The 21,365-nt window shown below is 63.4% G+C and carries 19 protein-coding genes; 13 read left to right on the top strand and 6 right to left on the bottom strand.

What is annotated here, in order from left to right; all coding sequences use genetic code 11:
- The first annotated feature begins 93 nt into the window (after window positions 1–93).
- The 10 genes from R9B85_RS03550 (at window position 94) to R9B85_RS03505 (ending at window position 12,494) form a co-directional block, all read left to right on the top strand.
- Window positions 94–942, top strand: a complete 849-nt coding sequence (locus R9B85_RS03550; protein ID WP_112252888.1) for an ABC transporter permease — start codon at window positions 94–96, stop codon at window positions 940–942.
- Window positions 939–2,588: a dipeptide ABC transporter ATP-binding protein gene (locus tag R9B85_RS03545; protein ID WP_112252887.1), complete on the top strand. Its 1,650-nt coding sequence runs from the start codon at window positions 939–941 to the stop codon at window positions 2,586–2,588. The genes R9B85_RS03550 and R9B85_RS03545 overlap by 4 nt, the downstream gene beginning before the upstream one ends.
- A 350-nt stretch (window positions 2,589–2,938) precedes the next feature.
- On the top strand, window positions 2,939–4,573 hold the full coding sequence (locus R9B85_RS03540) for an ABC transporter substrate-binding protein (RefSeq protein ID WP_112252885.1): 1,635 nt from the start codon (window positions 2,939–2,941) through the stop codon (window positions 4,571–4,573).
- On the top strand, window positions 4,570–5,556 hold the full coding sequence (locus R9B85_RS03535) for an ABC transporter permease (protein WP_423770839.1): 987 nt from the start codon (window positions 4,570–4,572) through the stop codon (window positions 5,554–5,556). The genes R9B85_RS03540 and R9B85_RS03535 overlap by 4 nt, the downstream gene beginning before the upstream one ends.
- Window positions 5,553–6,416 carry an ABC transporter permease gene (locus R9B85_RS03530; protein ID WP_112252884.1) on the top strand — a complete coding sequence of 288 codons (864 nt, stop codon included), beginning with the start codon at window positions 5,553–5,555 and terminating at the stop codon, window positions 6,414–6,416. The genes R9B85_RS03535 and R9B85_RS03530 overlap by 4 nt, the downstream gene beginning before the upstream one ends.
- Window positions 6,413–8,125 carry a dipeptide ABC transporter ATP-binding protein gene (locus R9B85_RS03525; RefSeq protein ID WP_423770838.1) on the top strand — a complete coding sequence of 571 codons (1,713 nt, stop codon included), beginning with the start codon at window positions 6,413–6,415 and terminating at the stop codon, window positions 8,123–8,125. Before R9B85_RS03530 ends, R9B85_RS03525 begins: the two co-directional genes overlap by 4 nt.
- 129 nt (window positions 8,126–8,254) lie before the next feature.
- Window positions 8,255–9,466: an acyl-CoA dehydrogenase family protein gene (locus tag R9B85_RS03520; RefSeq protein ID WP_423770837.1), complete on the top strand. Its 1,212-nt coding sequence runs from the start codon at window positions 8,255–8,257 to the stop codon at window positions 9,464–9,466.
- Window positions 9,463–10,845: an MFS transporter gene (locus R9B85_RS03515; RefSeq protein ID WP_215520597.1), complete on the top strand. Its 1,383-nt coding sequence runs from the start codon at window positions 9,463–9,465 to the stop codon at window positions 10,843–10,845. The genes R9B85_RS03520 and R9B85_RS03515 overlap by 4 nt, the downstream gene beginning before the upstream one ends.
- A 156-nt stretch (window positions 10,846–11,001) precedes the next feature.
- Window positions 11,002–12,012 carry an aldo/keto reductase gene (locus R9B85_RS03510; RefSeq protein ID WP_423770836.1) on the top strand — a complete coding sequence of 337 codons (1,011 nt, stop codon included), beginning with the start codon at window positions 11,002–11,004 and terminating at the stop codon, window positions 12,010–12,012.
- Between the two features lie 71 nt (window positions 12,013–12,083).
- Complete coding sequence (locus R9B85_RS03505; RefSeq protein WP_025339872.1) at window positions 12,084–12,494, top strand: SRPBCC family protein; 411 nt, start codon at window positions 12,084–12,086, stop codon at window positions 12,492–12,494.
- A 186-nt stretch (window positions 12,495–12,680) separates the two neighbouring features.
- Here the strand turns inward: R9B85_RS03505 and R9B85_RS03500 are convergent, their stop codons facing one another.
- The 4 genes from R9B85_RS03500 to R9B85_RS03485 form a co-directional block, all read right to left on the bottom strand.
- Window positions 12,681–13,679 (bottom strand): transketolase family protein, encoded by a 999-nt coding sequence (locus R9B85_RS03500; protein ID WP_112252879.1) that lies wholly within the window; start codon window positions 13,677–13,679, stop codon window positions 12,681–12,683.
- A complete protein-coding gene (locus tag R9B85_RS03495) occupies window positions 13,676–14,524 on the bottom strand; it encodes a transketolase (protein WP_423770835.1) in 849 nt (282 codons plus the stop codon). The genes R9B85_RS03500 and R9B85_RS03495 overlap by 4 nt, the downstream gene beginning before the upstream one ends.
- Before the next feature lie 21 nt (window positions 14,525–14,545).
- A complete protein-coding gene (locus tag R9B85_RS03490) occupies window positions 14,546–15,844 on the bottom strand; it encodes an MFS transporter (protein ID WP_112252877.1) in 1,299 nt (432 codons plus the stop codon).
- Window positions 15,845–15,919: 75 nt separating this feature from the next.
- Complete coding sequence (locus R9B85_RS03485; protein ID WP_112252876.1) at window positions 15,920–16,669, bottom strand: SDR family NAD(P)-dependent oxidoreductase; 750 nt, start codon at window positions 16,667–16,669, stop codon at window positions 15,920–15,922.
- Window positions 16,670–16,867: 198 nt separating this feature from the next.
- Here R9B85_RS03485 and R9B85_RS03480 point away from each other — a divergent pair, with 198 nt between their 5' ends.
- A complete protein-coding gene (locus R9B85_RS03480) occupies window positions 16,868–17,788 on the top strand; it encodes a LysR substrate-binding domain-containing protein (RefSeq protein WP_112252875.1) in 921 nt (306 codons plus the stop codon).
- Window positions 17,789–18,027: 239 nt separating this feature from the next.
- Window positions 18,028–19,218 carry a Bcr/CflA family efflux MFS transporter gene (locus R9B85_RS03475; protein WP_423770834.1) on the top strand — a complete coding sequence of 397 codons (1,191 nt, stop codon included), beginning with the start codon at window positions 18,028–18,030 and terminating at the stop codon, window positions 19,216–19,218.
- A 47-nt stretch (window positions 19,219–19,265) separates the two neighbouring features.
- On the opposite strand, the gene R9B85_RS03470 is transcribed toward R9B85_RS03475, so the two are convergent.
- Both R9B85_RS03470 and R9B85_RS03465 read right to left on the bottom strand, forming a co-directional pair.
- Complete coding sequence (locus R9B85_RS03470; RefSeq protein WP_423770833.1) at window positions 19,266–19,781, bottom strand: DUF4880 domain-containing protein; 516 nt, start codon at window positions 19,779–19,781, stop codon at window positions 19,266–19,268.
- Between the two features lie 436 nt (window positions 19,782–20,217).
- Window positions 20,218–20,529, bottom strand: a complete 312-nt coding sequence (locus tag R9B85_RS03465; RefSeq protein WP_215520601.1) for a DUF6124 family protein — start codon at window positions 20,527–20,529, stop codon at window positions 20,218–20,220.
- A 130-nt stretch (window positions 20,530–20,659) separates the two neighbouring features.
- Between R9B85_RS03465 and R9B85_RS03460 the strand changes: the two genes are divergently transcribed.
- On the top strand, window positions 20,660–21,313 hold the full coding sequence (locus R9B85_RS03460) for a LexA family protein (RefSeq protein ID WP_215520602.1): 654 nt from the start codon (window positions 20,660–20,662) through the stop codon (window positions 21,311–21,313).
- Window positions 21,314–21,365 lie beyond the last annotated feature (52 nt).

The following is a 21,365-nucleotide window of genomic DNA, read 5'->3' as shown; positions in this document are numbered from 1 at the left end:
ACAGGGACCTCACGAATTCAGCCTTTGCTGTGCTCCTGTGGGAGCGGGTTTACCCGCGAAGAGGCCAGTACAGGCGACACAAGAAGGACAGACATGAACGCAATCGTCTCCATACCAAACACAGCGACCAGCAGGTGGCAGATTCGCCCTGGCCTGGCGCTGGCCTGGATCACCCTGGGCCTGTTACTGCTGGCTGTAATCTTCCCCGGCTGGCTCTCGCCAACCGACCCGTTGGCCGCCGACGCCCGCCTGGCTTACCACCCGCCAAGCCCCGCCTTTTGGCTGGGCAGTGACGAGAACGGCCGCGACGTCCTCAGCCGGCTGATCCATGGCGCCCGCCCATCGCTTTACATCGGCCTGGCCGCCACCCTGGTCGGGCTTGGCCTGGGCACGCTGCTCGGCTTGCTCGCCGGCCTCGCTCCAGCCTGGCTGGACAACCTGCTGATGCGCGCCGTCGATGTACTGCTGGCCTTCCCGGACCTGCTACTGGCGCTGGTCATCATCACCCTGTTCGGCCAAGGCACCAGCAATCTGATCCTCGCCGTCGGTATCGCCTCGGTGCCGCGCTATGCGCGCCTGGTACGCGCCCAGACGCTGACCATCCGGCGTGCCAGTTTCGTCGAAGCAGCGGTCACGCTGGGCCGCAGGCGCTTGGCCGTGGTGTTCTGGCATGTGCTGCCCAACGCCGTCCAGCCCGTATTTATCCTGGCCTGCATCGGCCTGGGTGGTGCCATCACCGCCGCCGCTGCGCTGAGCTTCCTGGGCTTCGGTGCACCACCTCCCGCGCCGGAGTGGGGCGCGATGATGGCAGTGGCGCGCAACTTCATGGCCAACGCGCCCTGGCTGATGGCCTGGCCGGCGCTGGCGATCACCCTGACTGTCATTTCCATCACCGTCATTGGCCGAGACTGGCTGCGCCGTAGCGAGGGCAGACGCGCATGAGCATCTTCAAGAAGAACCAGGCACCGCTGGTAGACATCCGCGGCCTGCACGTGAGCTTCAATGGTGTGCCAGTGGTGCACGGCGTCGACCTGCAGTTGCGCGGAGGGCAGTGCCTGGCACTGGTGGGCGAATCGGGCTCGGGCAAGAGCGTCACGGCGCGTACCCTGGTCGGCCTGACCGGCGCCGGTGCTCATGTGCAGGCGCAGCGCCTGGCCTTTGCCGGGCAGGACCTGCGCCAGCTCGACGAGCGCGCGTGGCAGCGCTTGCGTGGCGAGCATATCGGCTTTGTCATGCAGGATGCGCTGGGTTCGCTCGACCCGCTGCGGCGCGTGGGGGCAGAGATCGAAGAGCCATTGCTGTTGCACACCGACCTGGCCGCGGAGCAGCGCCGTCTGCGGGTGCTCGAGCTGTTGCGTCAGGTCGGAGTGCCTGAGCCTGAAGTCCGTGCCCGGCAATACCCCTGGCAGTTATCCGGAGGCCTCAGGCAGCGCGCCCTGATCGCTTCGGCCATCGCCTGTCAGCCGCGCCTGTTGATTGCTGACGAGCCCACCACCGCGCTGGACGCCACGGTGCAGGCGCAGATCCTCGACCTGCTGGAGCAACTGCGCGAGCGCGACAACAGCCTGTTGATGGTCAGCCACGACCTGGCCGTGGTCGCACGCCTGGCCGACTGGGTGGCGGTGATGCGCCATGGCGTGGTGGTGGAGCAAGGCAGTGTCGAGCAGATCTTGCAGGACCCGCAGGACCCTTATACCCAACGCCTGCTGAGCGCGGCTCGGGCAGTACATTTCAAACGTCCGGCGGCGCCTGCCCTGGCGCTGATGGAGAATGTCGTGGACGAGCAACCGGTGGTGCTGGAGGCGCGCGGCCTGAGCAAGGCCTTTGTCGGCCCGGACGGGCGGCTGCGTCAGGTGCTGGACGAAGTGTCGCTGCAGTTGCGCGCCGGGCAAACCCTTGGCGTGGTAGGCGAGTCCGGTTCCGGCAAGAGCACGCTGGGGCGCATCCTGCTGGGGCTGGAGCGGCCGGAGCAAGGCAGCCTGCAACTGGCCGGGCAGGATTGGCTTGCGTTGTCCGCCGCGCAGCAGCGCCAGGCACGGCAGGGGATCCAGGTGGTGTTCCAGGACCCGCTGGCTTCGTTCGACCCACGCTACACCGTGTTACGGGTATTGGCCGAGGCGCTGGCGCATGCGGGGGTACCGCGTGCGTTGCAGCGCACCGAGGCAGCGGCGTTGCTGGAGCGGGTGCAGCTGCCGGCGGGGTTGCTCGACCGCCGCCCACTGGAATTGTCGGGCGGGCAGCGGCAGCGCATCGCGATTGCCCGGGCGCTGGCCATGAAGCCCAGGGTACTGGTGCTGGATGAACCGGTATCGGCACTGGATGTGTCGGTGCAGGCGCGCATCCTGGCATTGCTGGCCGAGCTCAGGGCGGAGCTGAACCTGGCTTGCCTGTTCATCTCTCACGACCTTGGGGTGGTGGAGCAGGTGAGTGACCAGGTATTGGTGATGCAAGGGGGGAGGGTGGTGGAGCAAGGGGCGGCAGCCCAGGTGCTCGGCCAGCCGCGTCAGGCCTATACCCGAGCCTTGCTCGATGCCGTACCTCATCTTCCGGCGGCGCGGCCAAGCTGGTTTGCGCGGATTGCCTTGTAAACCCGTGCCAACCCTGACGCGGGCAAGGCCGCACTTATGGAGCTGCACATAACTCATTGAATTGGCAAGGATACTGTGGGAGCGGCTTTAGCCGCGAACACCGGCGCAGCCGGTGCCATGCACCGCGTTGGATTCTTCGCGACTAAAGCCGCTCCCACAGGATCACTACAGGAGAGGCATCGATGATCATAAACAAGACACAGTTTCACTGTCGCCCCACCAACACCCCCCGGACACTTTGCCCCCGCAACAGCACCTGACCCTCGGCAAACTCCAACAAAATCAAGCCTTTGAACCCGGCACAACTCCTGCAACAGGCCTATCGAAGCCCAGTCCTCGCAGGAGCGCCCTTGAACACACCCATCCTCCCTCTGATCCCGCTCTGCACCGCACTGGCCTTGCTCGGCTGCGAAAAAACCGAACAGCACGCCGCGCAAAGTACCCAGCCGCAGCAGGGCGGCACCCTGGTCTATGCCACCGACCGCGAGCCCACCTGCCTGGACCCGCATGTGGCCGGTGACATGCCGCAGGTTTTCATTGCCCAGCAGTACCTCGATTCGCTGGTGTCGATGGACAGCAACGGCCAGATCGGCCCCTGGCTGGCGACAAGCTGGGAGGTCTCGCCAGATGGCCTGCGCTACACCTTCCACCTGCGCCGCGACGTGCATTTTACCGACGGCACGCCGTTCAATGCCGAAGCGGTCAAGGCCAACCTCGACCACATGGCCAACCCCAAGACCCAATCCAGTACCGCCGGTGGCTACATCCGCCAGTACCGCGGCACGAAGGTGATCGACACCTACACTGCCGAAGTCACCCTGGCGACACCCTATGCGGCGTTCCTTGAAGTGTTGGCCCAGGGTTTTCTCGGCATCCAGTCGCCCACCGCATTGCAACGCAGCCGCGACCAGAACTGCGAAAGCCCGGTCGGCAGCGGGCCGTTCAAGGTGGTGCGCTGGGACCGGCAGAACCAGGTGGAGCTGGTGCGCAACCCGGCTTACAACTGGGCGCCGCCGACCGCACGACACCAGGGCCCTGCGTACCTTGATCGCATCGTCTGGAAGTTCATCCAGGAACCGTCGGTGCGCTTCGCCTCGCTGCAGGCCGGTGAGGTGGATGTGATCGAAGCATTGCCACCAGAGTCGCACGAAGCAGCACGGCGTAACCCGGATGTGGAACTGATCATCGCCCAGCGCCCGGGCAACCCCACCAATGGCACCTTCAACCTGCGCCGCGCACCGTTCGACGACATCCGTGTACGCGAGGCCTTCGTTCGCAGCGCCGATGTCGAGGGTGCGCTGAAAAGTGTGTACTTCGGCGAGTTCCCCCGCGCCGGTGGCCCGTTGAGCCTGGCCACGCCGTTCTACAGCGGTGACTTCGAACGCAGCCAGGAATACGACCCGGCTCGCGCCGCCAGGCTGCTCGACGAGGCTGGCTGGACCGGCCGCGACAGCGAAGGCTACCGCACCAGGAACGGCCAGCGGCTGCGTGCCGTCGTGCTGATCGGTGCGCGCACGCCGCCGTCGGAGCTGACCCTGTGGGAGCAGGTACAGGCCACAACCCGGCAGGCGGGCCTGGAGCTGGTACTGGACCAGATGAGCGATGCCCAGGTCACCGCTCGCCAGGCGGCATGGGACTACGACATCCGCACCGGTTACTGGAACACCAACACCCCTGACGTGCTGCGCATCATCTTCACCACCGCGTTCGTGCAGCCAGCCGGGGTTGGCGGTTATCACCAGAACTCTTCCGGCTACGCCGACCCGGGCTACGACGCACTGCTCGACAGTGCCCTGGCCACCCAGGACGCGGGCCTGAGGCGCCAGCGCTACTTCCAGGCACAGCAACAGGCCGCCGCGCAGTACCTGCAACTCACCACCTATCCGCAAAGCACGCGCCTGGGTATCTACAAGACCGCCCATGGCGTGCGACTGGAACCTTCGCTGGCGGTGACCTACCTCTATGACGCATGGGTGAACAAATGACTACGACGACACTCGCGGTGACCGACCCGCGTCGCGAACGCCTGGCTGCCCTGGGGCGGCGCGCCGCCATCCGCCTGGCCGGTGGCGTGCTGGTGCTGTGGGCGGTGGCGACCCTGACCTTCTTCGCACTGCGGCTGATGCCGGGTGACCCGGTGCTGGCGATTCTTGGTGGCCCCAGTGGCAACCCGACGCCGGAAGCGATTGAAGCCGCGCGCGTGGAGTACGGCCTCGACAAGCCATTGGCCGTGCAATACGTGTTCTACCTCGGGCGCCTGGTGCAAGGTGACCTGGGCGTGTCCTACTCGCAGCACCTGCCGGTCACCCGTGTGCTGGCGGAGCAGGGCGGGGCGACCTTGGAACTGACCGTCGCCGCCTTGGTGCTGGCCTGGTTGCTGGTGCTGCTACTGACAGTGGTCACCGCCGGGCGCGGCAGGCTGGTCGGCGGCATCACCTCGCTGGCGGAAACCCTCAGCGCGGCGCTGCCGCACTTCTGGCTCGGTGTGGTGCTGCTGGCGGTATTCGCCTTCGGCCTGCGCTGGTTCCCGCCGGCTGGTAGTGACAGCTTCGCCAGCCTGGTACTTCCGGCGTTTTCCCTGGCGATTCCATTGGCCGGTTTCATTGCCCAGGTCACCCGCGAGTCGCTGGAACTCACCCTCGATCAACCCTTCGTCCTCACCGCCCGCACACGTGGCCTCAGTGACCTCGCCGTGCGCTTCCGGCATGCCTTGCGCCATGCCTTGCTGCCAGGTGTGTCGCTGTCAGGCTGGGCCATCGGTGCGCTGATCAGTGGTGCGGTGGTGTGCGAGGTGATCTTTTCGCGCAAGGGGGTGGGCCGCCAGCTGTACCAGGCGGTGCAAGCCCAGGACCTGCCGCTGGTAATCGGCATAAGCCTGGTAGTGGCGGCCGGCTATGTGCTGGCGAATATTCTGGTCGACCTGCTGTACCAGTGGATCGACCCTCGGCAGCAGGAGGCTGCAGCATGACAGACCTGACCCATGGCCACGTGCTGGCGCCGTTGCGTCGGCAGCGCCACCTGAAATTGCCGCCGCTGGGCGCAAGCCTGGCGATCCTGTTCCTGTTCGCATTGCTTCTGGCCGCATTGGCGCCAGGGCTGTTCACCCGCATCGACCCATTGGCCATCGTACCGCGAGAGGCTTTCCAGCCGCCCAGCTGGGCGCACTGGCTGGGCACCGACCAGTCAGGCCGCGACATCTTTGCGCGGGTCATCCACGGCGCACGGCAGAGCCTGCTGATCGGCCTCGCAGCTACGGCCATTTCCATGCTTATCGCCATCGCCCTCGGCCTGCTGGGTGGCCTTGGCGGCGCACGCGTGGACCGTGCGGTGGGCTGGTTGCTGGAAGTGCTGTTCGCCTTCCCCAGCCTGGTGCTGGCGCTGCTGTTCGTGGCGGTGTTCGGCAGCGGTGTCGGCCCGTTGATCGTCGCCACCGGGCTGGGCGGTGCGCCGGGGTACGCGCGCATGGTCCGTGGCCAGGTGCTGGCGGTACGCAACGCCGGCTACATCGAAGCGGCGCGGGCGTTGGGGCACCCGACTTCGCGCATCGTGCTGCGCCAATTGCTGCCCAACGCCATGCGGCCATTGGTGGTGACGCTGACCATGGGCGTTGGCCAGGCCATCGTCTGGGCCTCGGCGCTGAGCTTCCTCGGCCTGGGCGCGCGGCCGCCGGCGCCGGAGTGGGGGACCATGTTGTCCATGGGGCGCGACTTCATCGCCAATGCCTGGTGGCTCACCTTCTTCCCTGGCCTGTTCATCGTCCTCACCACTCTGGCGACCACCGTGACTGGCCGCTATATCCAACAACGCCTGGAGGGGCGCCTGCCATGAGCGACAAGACCTTGATCGTCGAAGGGCTGAACGTGGCCTTTGATGGCGCCAGCGTGGTCCGTGATCTGTCCTTCACCTTGCTGCCCGGCCGTTGCTTGGCCTTGGTCGGCGAGTCTGGCTCGGGCAAGAGCGTCAGTGCCCGCTGCCTGGTCGGGCTGGCCGGAGGGCGCGCGCAGGTGAGTGCCCGTCGCTTGAGTTTCGGCGGCCACGACCTGCTCGATCTCAGCGAGCGCCAGTGGCGCGCGGTACGTGGCAGGAATATCGGCTTCGTGTTGCAGGATGCGCTGGTATCGCTTGACCCGCTGCGGCCGGTGGGCAAGGAAATTCTCGAAGTGCTGCAGACCCACGGATACGGTGACCGCCACACCCGTGCCGCGCGTGTGCATGAGTTGCTCGAGCGGGTTGGCGTACCGGATGTCGAATTGCGTGCTCGCCAGCGTCCCGGGCAGTTGTCCGGTGGCCTGCGCCAGCGTGCACTGATCGCCAGTGCCTTGGCCCTGGACCCCGCACTGGTGATCGCCGACGAGCCGACCACCGCGCTGGACGCCACCGTGCAGGCACAGATTCTCGAAGTGTTCCAGCAGATCAAGGCCCGTGGCGCCTCGCTGCTGATCATCAGCCACGACCTGGCAGTGGTTGCCCAACTGGCCGATGAGGTGGTGGTGCTGCGCCATGGCGAAGTGGTGGAGCAGGGGCCGATGCAGCAGGTGCTGCGTCAGCCGCGCCACCCCTACACCCAGGCCTTGCTGGCGGCAGTACCGGCCGAGCACCCGCGAGGCAGCCGGTTGTCACCCGAGCGGGTTGGCGTGCGACATGAACCGCGAGCACGCTCGCACAGCGATGTGCTGCTCGAAGGCCGTGGCCTGGGCAAGCGCTACCTTGGCCCGGATGGGCTGGTGCGCCAGGTGGTGCAAGGTGTCGACTTCAGCCTGCGTGCCGGGCGCACCCTGGGCATTGTCGGCGAGTCCGGCTCGGGCAAGACCACCGTGGCACGCATCGCCCTCGGCCTGCTGCAGCCCGACGAGGGCGAAGTGCTTTATCGCGGGCAACCCTGGAACCGCCCGGCCAACGCCGTGAGCGAGGCAGTACGCAGGCCGTTGCGTCGCGAGATCAGCGTGATCTACCAGGACCCGCTGGGCTCGTTCGACCCACGTTGGAGCGTGGCGCAGATTCTTGATGACGCGTTGCAGGTAGCTGGTATCGAGGCACCAGCCAGGCCCGCACGTATCGCTGTGCTGCTCAACCAGGTGCGTTTACCGGCAGAACTCGGCCAGCGCAGACCGTTGCAACTGTCGGGCGGCCAGCGCCAGCGGGTGGCAATCGCCCGGGCGATCGCCAGCGAACCCAAGGTGATCATCTGCGACGAGCCGGTGTCGGCCCTGGACGTGTCGGTGCAGGCTCAGGTGCTCGACCTGCTGGCAGACCTGCAGGACGAACTGGGCCTGGCCTACCTGTTCATCTCCCACGATCTGGGGGTGATCCGTCATGTCAGCGACGACGTGCTGGTGATGCGCCACGGTCAGGTGGTGGAGCAGGCACCGGTCGAGCAGTTGTTCGAGAGCCCGGCCCACGAATACACCCAGCGACTGCTCGGCGCGGTGCCGCGCCTGCCCGGCAGCGGTGCCGCACTGGTGGTGCCACCTCTGGACCTGGAACACGAAGCCTTCGATCTGTTCGACGAAACCCGCCTGTGGAAGATCGCGATTTGAAGGTGAGCTGAGACGCCAAGCCTTGCGCCGAACCTGTGGGAGCCGCGCCAGCTTCAGGAAATTGGCAAGACAGCTGCTCCCACAAGGCTCGGGTCGCCTAAACGAAAGATGTACTTAAAGGACTGAACCATGACCACATTTCAACGTTTCCCAACCCAGGCTCCGGCCACCAGCGTCGCAGACCTGAAGGCGCGCATCGTCGCCTTGTTGCCCGCCATCGGCGAAGGTGCCGCGCAACGCGAACGCGAACGCCTGTTGCCCCATGAGGCCATTGCCCAGCTTGCGGCAGCCGGGCTTTACACCGTGCGTATCCCCGGGCAGTACGGGGGCCCCGGCGGCAATGTCAGCGATGTGATCGAACTGCTGCTGCAAATCGCCTCGGTCGACTCCAACGTGGCCCAGGCCCTGCGCCCAGGTTTTGCCTTTGTCGAAGGCCTGCTGGCTTCACAAGCCGAAGGCGCCGAGCAAGAGCGCGAGCGTTGGTTCGCGCGCTATCTGCAGGGGGCGGTGATTGGCAATGCCGGCTGGGAACTGGGCGGTGCCAACGGCGCCATCGCCGCGCGCCTGGTGCGCGAGGGCGATCACTTCCGCGCCAATGGCAGCAAGTTCTACAGCACGGGTGCGCTGTTCGCCGACTACGTCAGTGCCGTTGCCCTTGACGAGGACGAGCAGCCAGTGTCGTTCATCCTGCCGCGCGATCGCGAAGGCCTGGAACTGGTCGACGACTTTGACGCCATGGGCCAGCGCCTGACCGCCAGCGGCACCACCCACTTGCGTAATGTGCGCGTCGAGGCCAGCGATATCCGCACGCGTACCGTGGAGGAGGGCAAGCGCACCATCGTCACGCCGTTCCTGCAGCTGTTCCTGGCCACCGTGCTGGCCGGTATCGCCCGCAATGCGCTGGACGACGCCACCCGCTTCGCCCGCGAGCATGCCCGCCCGATCAAGCACAGCATGGCCAGCCGCTCGGTGGACGACCCCTACGTAGAGCTGTCGGTAGGCGATATCGCCGCCCGCGCATATGGCGCGGAAGCCGTGGTACTCAAGGCCGCTGCAACCATCGACAAGGCCTGGGCCGCGCAACTGGATGAAGCCGCCGTGGAGCAGGCCGCAATCGAGGTGGCGCAGACCCAGTATCTGGTCGCCGAGCTGGCGCTCCAGGCTGCGCAAACGCTGTTCGACGTTGGCGGTGCCTCCACCACCGGCCGCCAGCACAACCTCGACCGCCACTGGCGCAACGCCCGCACAGTGGCCAATCATAATCCGCGCCAATGGAAGGCGGCGGTGGTAGGTGCCTGGCAGCTCAAGGGCACTCGCCCACCTGTCTCGGGGCTGTTTTGACTGCCCAGCCGGCCTTGCTGGCCGGCCATTTGCAAAGCCCCAAGGTCCCGTTGATCATCGGTGCCGCATTGTTCATGGAACTGCTCGACAGCACAGCGGTGATGACCGCCTTGCCGCAGATGGCCGCCGATTTCGGCGAGCCGGGGCTGCGCATGAATCTGGTGGTGTCGTTGTACATGCTTGCCCTGGCCCTTTGCGTGCCGGTCAGCGGTTGGGCTGCCGAGCGCTTTCGCCCGCGCCAGGTCATGTTGGCGGCGATGGGCTTGTTCACCTGTGCCTCACTGGCCTGCGCCCTGGCCGATACGCTCTGGCAACTGTGCCTGGGGCGCATGCTGCAGGGGGCGGCCGGGGCATTGATGACACCGGTGGGGCAGGTGATCATCCTGCGTTGGTCGAGCCGCGAGCAGCTGCTGCAGGCCATGTCCTGGTTGGCCCTGCCGGCACTGGTGGGGCCGCTGGTCGGGCCGTTGCTTGGCGGTTTGCTGGTGACGGTGCTGTCCTGGCACTGGATCTTCCTGGTCAACCTGCCAATCTGCCTGCTGGGTTGCTGGCTGATCCTGCGCCATGTACCGGATTATCCGGCACGGCCGGTGCCACCGCTGGATGTGCGTGGCTTGCTGCTCAGCGGTGGCGCCCTGGCCATGTTGGTGTTCGGCCTGGAAGCGCTGGGGCTGGGGCAGTTGCCGCAGGTCTGGGCCATGGTGCTGGTGGCCGGCGGAGTAGCCTGTGCATTGGGGTATCTGCTGCACGCGCGACGACACCCCAGTCCGCTGGTGGACCTGTCGCTGCTGCGCGTGCGCAGCTTTGGCGTGGCCCAGGCGGGTGGCGGGCTGTTCCGCCTGGGTTCGGCTGCCCAGCCGTTCCTGATCGTGTTGCTGCTGCAGAACTGCCTGGGCTTCAGCCCGTTGGCGGCAGGAGGGCTGGTGGTCAGTGGTGGCGTTGGCGCGCTGCTGATGAAGCTGCTGGCAGTGCCATTGGTGCGGCGCTACGGCTATGGGCGGGTACTCAGTTGCAATGCCGTGCTCAGTGGTATGGGGATTGCCCTGTGCGCCAGTTTCGATCGTGATACCGCTGTGTGGCTGATGGCTACGGTGCTGTTCGCCGCAGGCCTGGTGCGTTCACTGCAGTTCTCGACGTTGGGAGCTGCCAGTTATCAGGACGTCCCCGGTGAGCGTTCGGCGGCAGCCAGTTCGTTGTCGGCGATGTCCGTGCAGTTGACCATGGCCATGTCGGTGAGCCTGGCAGGGGGGCTGTTGGGGATACTGGCCGGGTTGGATGGGCGTAGCGAAACCTCGGTGGCAGATATCGCCACGGTGATGTTGCTGTGTGCTGCCATGTGCGGAATTTCCGGTTTGGTGTTCAGGCGTTTGGCGGACTAGTCATTGCGGCATGCATCAATCCATCCCGGGGGGGGCAGGGTGTTGCATAAAAGGTCTCAAGTCGTTCGAAATATGACTTGGACGGTCTTGGTGGGTGGCGCATAGGATTGCAGCCACTGGAGTTCACAACCAACTCCCCTCATCAGGAATACGCACATGAACCTCAAATCCCTTATCGCCAACCCACTGGGCTTCGGTACCGCACCGCTGGGCAACATGTTCCGCAACGTGCCTGAAGACGAAGTGCAGGCTACCGTCGATGCGGCCTGGAACAATGGCGTGCGCTACTTCGACAGCGCCCCGTTCTACGGTGCCGGCCTTTCCGAAAGCCGCCTGGGCAATGCCTTGGTCGGTCGCCCACGTGACGAGTACGTGCTCAGCACCAAGGTCGGTCGCATCATCCTCGACGAACTGGAAGACCCGGCCGCCCGTGAACTGGGCGAAAAGAGCGGCCTGTTCGAGCACGGTAACCGCAACCGCATCGTCAACGACTACAGCGCCGACGCCACCTTGCGCTCCATCGAAGACAGTTTGCGTCGTCTGAAGACCGACCGCCTGGACATCGTCTGGATCCACGACATCGCCCAGGACTTCTACGGTGACGAGTGGCTGAGCCAGTTCGAAGTCGCCCGCACCGGCGCCTTCCGCGTGCTCTCTCGTCTGCGTGAAGAAGGCGTGATCAAGGCCTGGGGCCTGGGTGTGAACCGCGTCGAGCCGATCGAGCTGACCCTCGACCTGGACGAGCCGCGTCCCGACGGCTTCCTGCTGGCTGGCCGCTACTCGCTGCTGGACCATGACCGCGCACTGCAACGCGTCATGCCGCAAGCGGTGGAGCAGGGGGTAGGTATCGTCGTGGGTGGCCCGTACAGCTCGGGTGTCACCGCCGGCGGCGAGCACTTCGAGTACCAGAAGGCCACCCAGCCTGTTCTTGCCAAGCTCGAGCGCATCCGCGCCGTGGCCCGTGCCCATGGTGTGGATGTGAAGGCGGCCGCCCTGCAGTTCGCCCTGGCCCATCCCGCCGTGGTCTCGGTGATCCCGGGTTCCACCCGTCCTGCGCACGCCAACGAAGACCTCGCCGCCCTGAGCAAGGTGATCCCGATGGCGTTCTGGAACGACCTGCGCCAGCAAGGGCTGATCAACGCCCAAGCCCCGGTACCTGCCGTTTAAACCGACCTTTCAGGGCCGCCCCGCGGCCCTGCCTACCCGAATCAATGGGGCCACGCCCCGGGAGAATCATCATGGCAACTGCACAAGCTTCAATCACCCTTGCAACCGATGCCAACCGTGTTTGGCAACTGATTGGCGGTTTCGACGCGCTGCCCGACTGGCTGCCGTTCATCCCCGAAAGCGCCCTCAGCGAAGGCGGCCGCGTCCGCACCCTCAAGAGCGTGGCTGGCGACACCATCATCGAGCGCCTGCTGGACTTCAACGAAGCCGGCCGCAGCTACAGCTACACCATCCTCACGGGCCCGGCGCCGGTGCGTGACTACCAGTCGACCCTGCGTGTGGTGGCTGAAGGTAGCGGGTCGCGCGTGGAATGGTCCGGTTCGTTCGTGCCGGTGGGTATCAGCGATGCTGAGGCAACTGCGCTGTTCGCTGGGATCTATGAAGATGGCCTGGCGGCGCTGAAGAAGGGGCTGGAAGGCTAATGCCCGTCAGTTAAGCAATTGGGGGCCGCTTTGCGGCCCATCGCCGGCAAGCCAGCTCCCACAGAGATCGCGCAACTCCTGAGTTCTGCGCAGTACCTGTGGGAGCTGGCTTGCCGGCGATGGGCTGCGTAGCAGCCCCGTTAACGCTATTTTCGTTGCTTCAGAAAATGCTACCCATAACTGCGGTTAAAGCCACGCCTTGATTTGGCTGGACACAGCGTCAGTGGAGATCCCGTAACGGTCATGCAAGGTCGGAAGTGCACCCGCGTCGAGAAATGCATCCGGTAGCGCGATCTGGCGGAAGGTTGGAGTGACCCCATTGCGCAACAGCACGCCCGCAACCGCCTCTCCCAGGCCCCCTATGATCGAGTGGTTTTCCGCAGTTACCACCAGGCGACCCGGCTTGCGTGCCTCGGCGAGGATGGTCTGCTCATCGAGCGGTTTGATGGTAGGTACATGCAGCACTGATACATCCACACCGTCCTTTTGCAGCTGCTCTGCAGTCTCCAGCGCACGCATGGTCATGAGGCCGCTGGCAATCAACAGCACATCCCGGCCACCGCGCAGCACCTGTGCCTTGCCCAGTTGGAACTGGTAATCGTAGCGATCGAGCACCAAGGGTACGTTGCCGCGCAGCAGCCTCATGTAGACCGGCCCCTGATGGGCAGCGATCGCTGGCACAGCCTGCTCGATCTCCAGCGCATCGCAGGGGTCGACGATCATCAGGTTGGGCATCGCCCTGAAGATGGCCAGGTCATCCGTGGCTTGGTGGCTAGGACCATAACCGGTGGTCAGGCCAGGCAGCCCGCAGACGATCTTGACGTTGAGGTTCTCTTCTGCGATTGCCATGCAGATGAAGTCATAGGCCCGACGGGAAGCGAACACCGCATAGGTGGTGGCAAAGGGGGTCATGCCTTCCCGTGCCATGCCGGCAGCGGCGCTCATCAGCAATTGTTCGGCCATGCCCATTTGATAGAAGCGCTCGGGGTGGGCTTTGGCGAAGATGTGCAGGTCGGTGTATTTGGACAGGTCGGCACTCAGCCCAACTATATCCTGACGTTGCTCGGCAAGGCTTGCCAGGGCATGGCCGAACGGGGCAGGGCGGGTCGGCTGGCCGTCGGCGGCAATCGAGGCGATCATGGCCGAGGTGGTCAGGCGTTTCTTGGGTGAGTTCACAGTGCTCATGCTTGGCTCCCGGCGTCCAGCGCTTTGAGGGCGAGGTCCCATTCGTTTTCATCGACGCGAATGAAGTGCGTCTTGTCGCGGTTTTCCAGGAAAGGCACGCCTTTGCCCATGCGGGTATCGCAGATGATCACGCGCGGTTGCGCCCCGGCGTGGGCGCGGGCCTGGTCGAAGGCGCCGACCAGCGCATCCAGGTCATTGCCGTCCACGCGTTGAACGAACCAGCCAAAGGCTTGCCAGCGGTCGACGATTGGCTCGAAGGCCAGTACCTCGCTGGAATGGCCATCCGCCTGCTGGTTGTTCACATCGATGATGGCGATCAGGTTGTCCAGGTGCCAATGGCTGGCCGACATGGCGGCCTCCCAGGTCGAGCCCTCGTTGAGCTCGCCATCGGACAGCAGGTTGTACACCCAGCTGTCCGACCCCTTGCGTTTGAGCCCGAGGCAAGCGCCGACGGCGATGCCCAAGCCGTGGCCGAGCGAGCCACCGGTGATCTCCATGCCTGGGGTATAGGCAGCCATACCAGACATGGGCAAGCGGCTATCGTCGCTACCGTAGGTTTCAAGCTCATCCTCTGGGATTACGCTGGCCTCGATCAGTGCGGCATAGAGGGCAATCGCGTAGTGCCCGATGGACAGGTAGAAACGGTCGCGCTGCTCCCATTCGGGGTTGCCGGGGTCGAGGCGCAGCGCATGGAAATACGCGACCGCCAGCAGGTCGGCGGCGCCCAGCGCCTGGCCGACATAGCCCTGGCCCTGGACTTGCCCCATGCGCAATGCATGGCGGCGGATATTGCGAGCGCGCACAGCCAGCGGCAGCGCCTCGGTGTAGGTAGGCACAGCAGTCATTGAAGTGACTCCTTTATCGAATCAACGATTGACCAGATGAGCCGGTACTCGTGACACCAGGAAGGCGCCAAACATGAGTACGGCCGTGATGAGATACATGCCGATGGCATTGCTGCCCAAGGTGGTAGTGACCCAGCCGATCAGGTACGGCGAGCAGAAGCCGGCAAGGTTGGCGAAACTGTTCACCGCCGCGATGCCTGCCGCCGCCGATACACCTCCCAGCAGCGTGGTGGGCAGCATCCAGAACAGTGAAGAGGCGGATAGCACTCCAGCTGCTGCGAGGCACAGGCTGAGGATCGACAGCGTCAGGCTGCTGCCCAGTGCTGCGGCGAGGCTCAGGCCCAGTGCGCCGATCAGCATGGGGATCGCCAGATGCCAGCGGCGTTCACGGTGGCGGTCGCCGCTGCGCCCGGCCCACAGCATCGCGACGATGGCACACAGGTACGGCAGGCTGGTCAGCAGGCCGATGTGCAAAGGTTCGCTGACGCCGGCATTACGTACCAGTGTGGGTAGCCAGAACGTGATTGCGTACTGGCCCATCACTACGCAGAAGTAGATGCCCGCCAGCAACCAGAGCCGACGGTCGCGGATGAAGTCGGCCACCGAACCGTGGTTTACCTTGTGTTGCTCGTCTTCAGCCAGCTCCTTGCGCACCAGGGCTTTTTCTTCGTCGCTCAACCAGTGAGCCTGATCGACGCCATCCTTCAGGTAGCTCAGCACCAGAACGCCCACCAGTACCGTTGGGATGGCTTCGAGCAGGAACATCCACTGCCAGCCCGCCCAGCCGTGAACGCCGGCAAAGCGCTCCATGATCCAACCCGACAAGGGGCCGCCGACCATGCCCGAGAGCGGAATCGCGATGAACCAAAGCGCGGTCATCTTCGCCCGGCGGTAAGACGGGAACCAATAGGTCAGGTACAGCAGAAGCCCTGGTGCCAGGCCTGCTTCGGCGATCCCCAGCAAAAACCGCAGGGTATAGAATTGCCAGGCTGTCTCCACCAGGGCGAACATCGCTGAGATGATGCCCCAGGTGATCATGATGCGTGCGATCCAGCGTCGAGCGCCCACTTTGTGCAGAATGATGTTGCTGGGCACCTCGAAGAGAAAATAGCCAATGAAGAACATGCCGGCGCCCAATCCGTAGACCGCTTCGGAAAGGGCCAGGTCGTCCATCATCTGCAGCTTCGCAAAGCCGACATTGACCCTGTCCAGATAGGCGCACAGGTAGCAGAGCATGAGAAAAGGCATCAGTCGCCAGGCCGTTTTACGGTAGGCACTGCTGCGTGCGGCGGATACCGCATCGAGCGCTAATGTGGTCATTCGTTCTGATCTCTTGTTGTTATCGAACGCGTGGCCTGCGCCGGGCTCGGGTGCAGGTCACGATGCACCGGGTGCTCAGTGGATCAGCATCCCGCCGTTGACATCCAGGGTAACCCCCGTCAGGTAGCTGGACAGGTCACTGGCCAGGAACAAAGCCGCATTGGCGACATCGCGCGCCTCACCCAGGCGGCCCAGCGGGATGCCTTCGATGATGGCGTGACGGCGCTCATCCTGCATGAGGCCACCGGTGATGTCAGTGTGAATCAGGCCTGGCGTGATCGAGTTGACGCGAATATTGTCCGGTCCCAGTTCACGGGCCATCGCCTTGCCCAATCCAAGCACGCCAGCCTTCGCCGCGCTGTAGTGAGGGCCACCGAAGATGCCGCCACCACGCTGGGCAGACACAGAAGACATGCAGATGATGCTGCCAGCGCGTTGCGCCCGCATGGTTGGGATCACCGCCTGGGACATCAGCAAGGTGCCACGAAGGTTCACGTTGAGAATCCGGTCATAGTCAGCCCCTGTAATTTCCAGGGTTTTCACCGGTTGAGTGATGCCGGCGTTGTTTACCAGCACGTCGATCCGGCCGAATTGCGCGAGCACTTGAGCGATGGCATCACGCACTTGTGCTTCATCGGCAACGTTGGCAGCCACGCCGAGGTGGCCTTCGCCGAGTGAAGCGGCAGCCTCGGTTGCGGCAGAGGCGTCCAGGTCCAGGATCGCGACTTTGGCGCCCTGAGCGGCAAACGCCTGGGCTGTTGCGCGGCCGATACCGCGGGCAGAGGCCGCGCCAGTGATCACGGCAAATTTTCCTGTTAACAGCATCGAAGGTGCTCCAGATGGTTGTTGTTGTGAGCGGCGGTTCCAGGAAGAACCGATAAGCACAGCTTCGTCCGGGACAGCACCCCAAGCAACGCTGCCTCCTTCACCCGGTGCTGAAAAAAATTCAGCCCTCGACTTGTGCCTTGGGCTTACAGGAAGGTAAAAGCCCTGGTATCGCTTCGAATCTTTCAGGAAATGGTCATGAGCCTGGACATCCTTAGAAAATCGCCTCAGATCCCTTCCCTGAAAGCAATTCAGGCCTTCGAGCAAGTTGCTCGCTTCGGCAACGTTGCACGGGCCGCAGAGCAGTTGAACCTCACGCCCTCTGCGGTGAGCCACCAGATCGCTAATCTGGAAGCCTTGATCGGTCGTCCATTGTTCATTCGCGAGGCGCGCGGTGTTGCATTGACCCCGGCCGGAGAGCAGTACCTGCGCGAGGTGTCAGGCATATTGCAAAGCCTGGCTACGGCCACCGAGCGCGCCGGCAACTCGGTGGGCTTCGATTGCTTGCGGCTTCATTCCGCGCCTAGCTTCGGCCTGCTCTGGTTGCTGCCGCGCCTGGACCATTTTCGTAACAGTCATCCGCAGATCCAGATCAACCTGTCGTGCTCCTACGAGTCGCTGCACTTCGGCCGCCATCAGATCGATCTGGATATCCGTCATGGCTACCCCAACTGGCCCAGCCTGGAAGTGCGCACCATCCGGCATGAGCGTGCAACTGTGCTCGCCTCGCCACAGCTTCTCGAGCGTACGCCTATCAAGCAGCCCAGCGATCTGCTGGGGCAGAACCTGATCCTGTCGGAAGCCGCATTGGTGCAATGGCCCCAATGGTTCGCACAGCAAGGCGTGGCGTTGCCACAAACCCCCTACGCCCTGAGCTTCGATCGCTCCTACATGAGCCTGGAGGCCGCCAGCCATGGGTATGGGTTGGCCTTGGAGAGTTGCCTGCTGGCGCAGGACTATATCGCCCGGGGCGTGTTGGTACCGGTATTTGCGGAAGACTTGGCGACGCCCGTCAGTGCCCACCACCTGGTATTTCCGCGAGGCCATGCTGAAACCCCCAGGGTTCGACAATTCCTTGAATGGGTGCAGGGCCAGCTCGGTCATGACTTCAACTACTGAGAGCAGTTTGCACAACAGATGAACTGCGGTAGGGGCCGGCTATCAAGTCAGCAGAAAGCTGGATAGCACTAGAACTCAACGGTAATAAGTGACAAGGGAAAAGCCCTACAACTCTATCGGAAGTTTCGCTGCCCGGTTCGGGTTGTACATCTTCAGGGTGTCGCTACCATCAGGGCTCGGCGCTTCCATGGAAATTCCAGTGACTATTTACGGCAATACAAGAAGGCGGGCTTGGTAGCGTGAATCAGCCCTTGGGTTCGTTCAGTAGCTTTCTGCGCTCGGCCTTGCTGATTCTATTGTGTCTACTGGGCGTATTTCCTTTGGATGTGATCCTGCCGTCATTCCCGGCGCTCGCAGACGAGTTTCGCGTCGAACCACAGCAGATAGCCTACTCGGTGAGCTTCTTTGCGTTTGGTGTCGCCTTGGCGCAATTGGTGATCGGGCCATTGTCAGATGGCATGGGACGCAAGCGGTTATTGCTTGCAGGGCTGGGGGTGTCCATTGCAGGGGCAGTGGGTTGTGTACTTTCAACCCGCTATGAGACGTTCATGGCGTTCCGTTTGCTACAGGCTCTGGGTTGCGGGAGCTTCGTGTTGGGCCAGGCGCTTGTGCAGGACTTGTACAGTGGTAAACAGCGCAATGCCTTGCGTATCCTGCTGACCAGCGCAAGTGGGCTGTTCATTTCGTTGTCACCGGTCGCAGGCGCTTTTCTCCAACAATCCTTTGGCTGGAAGGGCAGCTTTACGCTATTCGCTTTCATAGCCCTGATCGTTTCATGCCTTTCGTTTGCACTGTTGCAGGATACGCCTGCATCGCGCCGCCGTACTTCAGGCATGCGCAGCTATTGGGCCATGCTGCGTGATACGACCTATCTTGCGCACTCCCTGCTGTCCAGTCTCGCTTTTGCCTGCCATTTCTCCTTCATCGTTGTCGCGCCATTGGCGTTGATGGACAGCCTGGGGCTGACGCCCTATCAATTCTCGGTGGTGTTTATCGCCTATGGGCTTGCGTATATCGCTGGCGGAACAGCCGCGACCTATTTGAACAACCGCGTAAGCCCGCAGGTTCAGATCAAGACGGGATTCCTGCTCATAGCTGCCGGGGGCATCACGCTGTTGATCTGGGAGCAGGTAGCGGGATTGACGGTGGCGGGGCTGCTGCTGCCGATGATCATCTGCACGACCGGGACAACGCTGGTGCGCCCTGCTGCAACGACCCAGGCCTTGGCGCGTTACCCGCAGCAGGCCGGTGCGGCAGCGTCGCTCAACACGACCCTGCTGTTAGCAGGTGGTGGTTTGGCTGGCAGTCTTGTTGCTGGCATCGAAGGCGCGTTGCCGATGAGCCTGGGGCTTCTGTTCCTGGGTGCGGGTTTGTGTGGATGGCTACTGCTTGCATGCCTGACGGAAACGCCAACCAGCACTCGAATTTGATGCCAAAGGAGCTATCCGCAGTGAGAACGATAACGGCCTGGTGCCGATCAGGCCCAGATACCGAACAGCACCAACGCCGCCACGCCAAGCCCGACTGCAACCGAACACCCGCCAATCGACAGCGCTGCCCGACCTTGCCGGTACCAACCATCCTGGCCCAGTTGCCGTGCCGGTGCCAACAGGCTGCGCCAGTGCAGTTCCGTGTCATGAAACGCCTGCAAGTTCGCCATGTCCGCATCCAGCCAACGGCGGAAATCGATCCGCTCGCACGCCGTTACCTGTGGGCTCTGCAAGCGCACATACCATTGCCCGGCAACATTCGCCAGCACATCCCGGCGCGAGCGGCCGGCCTGCAGCGCCTGGTCCATGTGCCGCTCGATGCTCGCCAATGGCAGGTCGAGGCGGGCGGCGATGCTGGCGAAGTCCAGCTGGTCGAGGCGGTTGAGCAGGAACACTTGCTGTACGCGCCGTGGCAGGCGCTTCAGGGCGTGCAGCAGGGCGTCGTCGGCATGGTGTTCGGCAGCAGGGGTTGGGTGCTCAAGGGGCATCAGCAGACGGGTCATGGACAGCTCCTTGCTCTATAAGGGGGAGGGATGGGGGCATCTTCCGTGATGCGTGATCAGCGTAGGTTAAACGAGATTGATTCTCAAGTGCTGATTGCGCAAAGTTTTGTAATGAGCGTTCACGCCCTGAAACACCTTTGCTATCATCCGCGCCATCACGATCTTCATTAGCCTGAAGAGCCAAAAAAAAGACCCAGCAAAAAGCCGGGTCAAAAACCGTGATTAGCCTGATGAGGAGATAATCTGAGAGCGACCTAAGCTCCAGATTATCCAGCGGATCTCGCGATCAGCTGAGTGCAATAATAATCGTTATCATTTGCCAGTCAAATGAATTTTCGCTAATCCGGTGAAAAAATTTTACCGGTGCGCTTCCTTGTCCCGGCAATCGGGGCCTTTGCCGTTACCTGGCCATCACGTTCTCTCCCTTCTTTCTTGCTTACGAACCCGAGCCCACCGAGCGGTTGTGCTCGAGCAGTGCGCGTGCCATGTCCATCATGTGCATCAGCGCGAAGGTCAGCTCGCGCTGGCTACCGTGCTGGTGGGTGGCGGTTTCCTGAGCGGTGGCGGCGGCGCAGCGCAGCAGGGCGATGGCATGCTCCTGGGCCTGGTCTTTGGTTACCCCCTCGTGCAGGGTCCAGATTCTGTTCTCCAGGGTTGGGCGCGGCGGGTTGGGGTTGAGGTAGTAATCGAGGGCGCGGCGGGCGGCTTCGCTGTCGAGATCTGTTTCGTCGTTTTTCGGTGGTTTCATCGCGATACCTTCTGATTTCCCTTCAAACACACAGGAATCAGAGGATAGGTCAGTCTGTACTATCTATCTCAAAATAAATAATTCAGATTGTGTATTGCTGCGAGTAATACAGTCCGTATTGTTGCCGCTCATGGAAAACTGGAACGCATTTCTCAAGCGCTACAAGCGCGAACACAATCTCAGCCAGCTCAAGCTGGCCGAACGCTTGGGCATGACTCAGGGGGGCGTGGGGCATTGGCTGCGTGGTACGCGGCGGCCGACGCTGGAAACCATCAACGAAAAGCTCGAAAAACTTGGGCTGGTGTTTCTGGAAGCCCAAGTCATGGTGGTGGAGCGCGATATCGTGCGCGAATCGCCTGGTCACTATGCGGCCGAGCAGCCGGTTTCGGCAGAAGCATTGCTTTACGCGAGCTTCCGCTTTCCGGTGCTGAGTTGGGCTGACTTGCAGGGAACTTTGCCAGAAACAAGCAAGGCCCACGAGCAGACTGACTACATGCCCGCCGGCAATGCGTTCTGGTTAGTGGTGGAAAACGACTCGATGAATGCCGCCAGTGGCAGGAGCATACCTGAGGGTATGCGTGTGCTGGTGGATACTGGCCTGCCGGCTGAGCCAGGCCGGTTGGTAATTGCTCGGCAGCCCGGGCGGCCGGCAGTGTTGCGGCAGTTGGTCGAGGAGGGCGGAGACAGGATGCTCAAACCGCTGAATACGCGTTATCCGACAGTTCTGTGTGAAGACGGCTGCGAATTTCTGGGTGTAGTTGTGCGGGGGCATGAGGTCTTCTAGCTTGCCGGGGCTGCTGTGCAGCCCTGTCGCGACACAAGGCCGCTCCTACAGC

Origin of the sequence: Pseudomonas sp. NLJ1, from assembly GCF_049486705.1 — a bacterium.
Classification (GTDB): domain Bacteria; phylum Pseudomonadota; class Gammaproteobacteria; order Pseudomonadales; family Pseudomonadaceae; genus Aquipseudomonas; species Aquipseudomonas inefficax.
This window is presented reverse-complemented; position numbering and strand designations above follow the sequence as displayed.

What these genes read in the sequence shown, in the direction of transcription:
- R9B85_RS03550 (WP_112252888.1), top strand. Translation starts at nt 94, where the DNA reads ATGAACGCAATCGTCTCCATACCAAACACAGCGACCAGCAGGTGGCAG.
- R9B85_RS03545 (WP_112252887.1), top strand. Translation starts at nt 939, where the DNA reads ATGAGCATCTTCAAGAAGAACCAGGCACCGCTGGTAGACATCCGCGGC.
- R9B85_RS03535 (WP_423770839.1), top strand. Translation starts at nt 4,570, where the DNA reads ATGACTACGACGACACTCGCGGTGACCGACCCGCGTCGCGAACGCCTG.
- R9B85_RS03530 (WP_112252884.1), top strand. Translation starts at nt 5,553, where the DNA reads ATGACAGACCTGACCCATGGCCACGTGCTGGCGCCGTTGCGTCGGCAG.
- R9B85_RS03525 (WP_423770838.1), top strand. Translation starts at nt 6,413, where the DNA reads ATGAGCGACAAGACCTTGATCGTCGAAGGGCTGAACGTGGCCTTTGAT.
- R9B85_RS03520 (WP_423770837.1), top strand. Translation starts at nt 8,255, where the DNA reads ATGACCACATTTCAACGTTTCCCAACCCAGGCTCCGGCCACCAGCGTC.
- R9B85_RS03510 (WP_423770836.1), top strand. Translation starts at nt 11,002, where the DNA reads ATGAACCTCAAATCCCTTATCGCCAACCCACTGGGCTTCGGTACCGCA.
- R9B85_RS03505 (WP_025339872.1), top strand. Translation starts at nt 12,084, where the DNA reads ATGGCAACTGCACAAGCTTCAATCACCCTTGCAACCGATGCCAACCGT.
- R9B85_RS03500 (WP_112252879.1), bottom strand. Translation starts at nt 13,679, where the DNA reads ATGAGCACTGTGAACTCACCCAAGAAACGCCTGACCACCTCGGCCATG.
- R9B85_RS03495 (WP_423770835.1), bottom strand. Translation starts at nt 14,524, where the DNA reads ATGACTGCTGTGCCTACCTACACCGAGGCGCTGCCGCTGGCTGTGCGC.
- R9B85_RS03490 (WP_112252877.1), bottom strand. Translation starts at nt 15,844, where the DNA reads ATGACCACATTAGCGCTCGATGCGGTATCCGCCGCACGCAGCAGTGCC.
- R9B85_RS03485 (WP_112252876.1), bottom strand. Translation starts at nt 16,669, where the DNA reads ATGCTGTTAACAGGAAAATTTGCCGTGATCACTGGCGCGGCCTCTGCC.
- R9B85_RS03480 (WP_112252875.1), top strand. Translation starts at nt 16,868, where the DNA reads ATGAGCCTGGACATCCTTAGAAAATCGCCTCAGATCCCTTCCCTGAAA.
- R9B85_RS03470 (WP_423770833.1), bottom strand. Translation starts at nt 19,781, where the DNA reads ATGACCCGTCTGCTGATGCCCCTTGAGCACCCAACCCCTGCTGCCGAA.
- R9B85_RS03465 (WP_215520601.1), bottom strand. Translation starts at nt 20,529, where the DNA reads ATGAAACCACCGAAAAACGACGAAACAGATCTCGACAGCGAAGCCGCC.
- R9B85_RS03460 (WP_215520602.1), top strand. Translation starts at nt 20,660, where the DNA reads ATGGAAAACTGGAACGCATTTCTCAAGCGCTACAAGCGCGAACACAAT.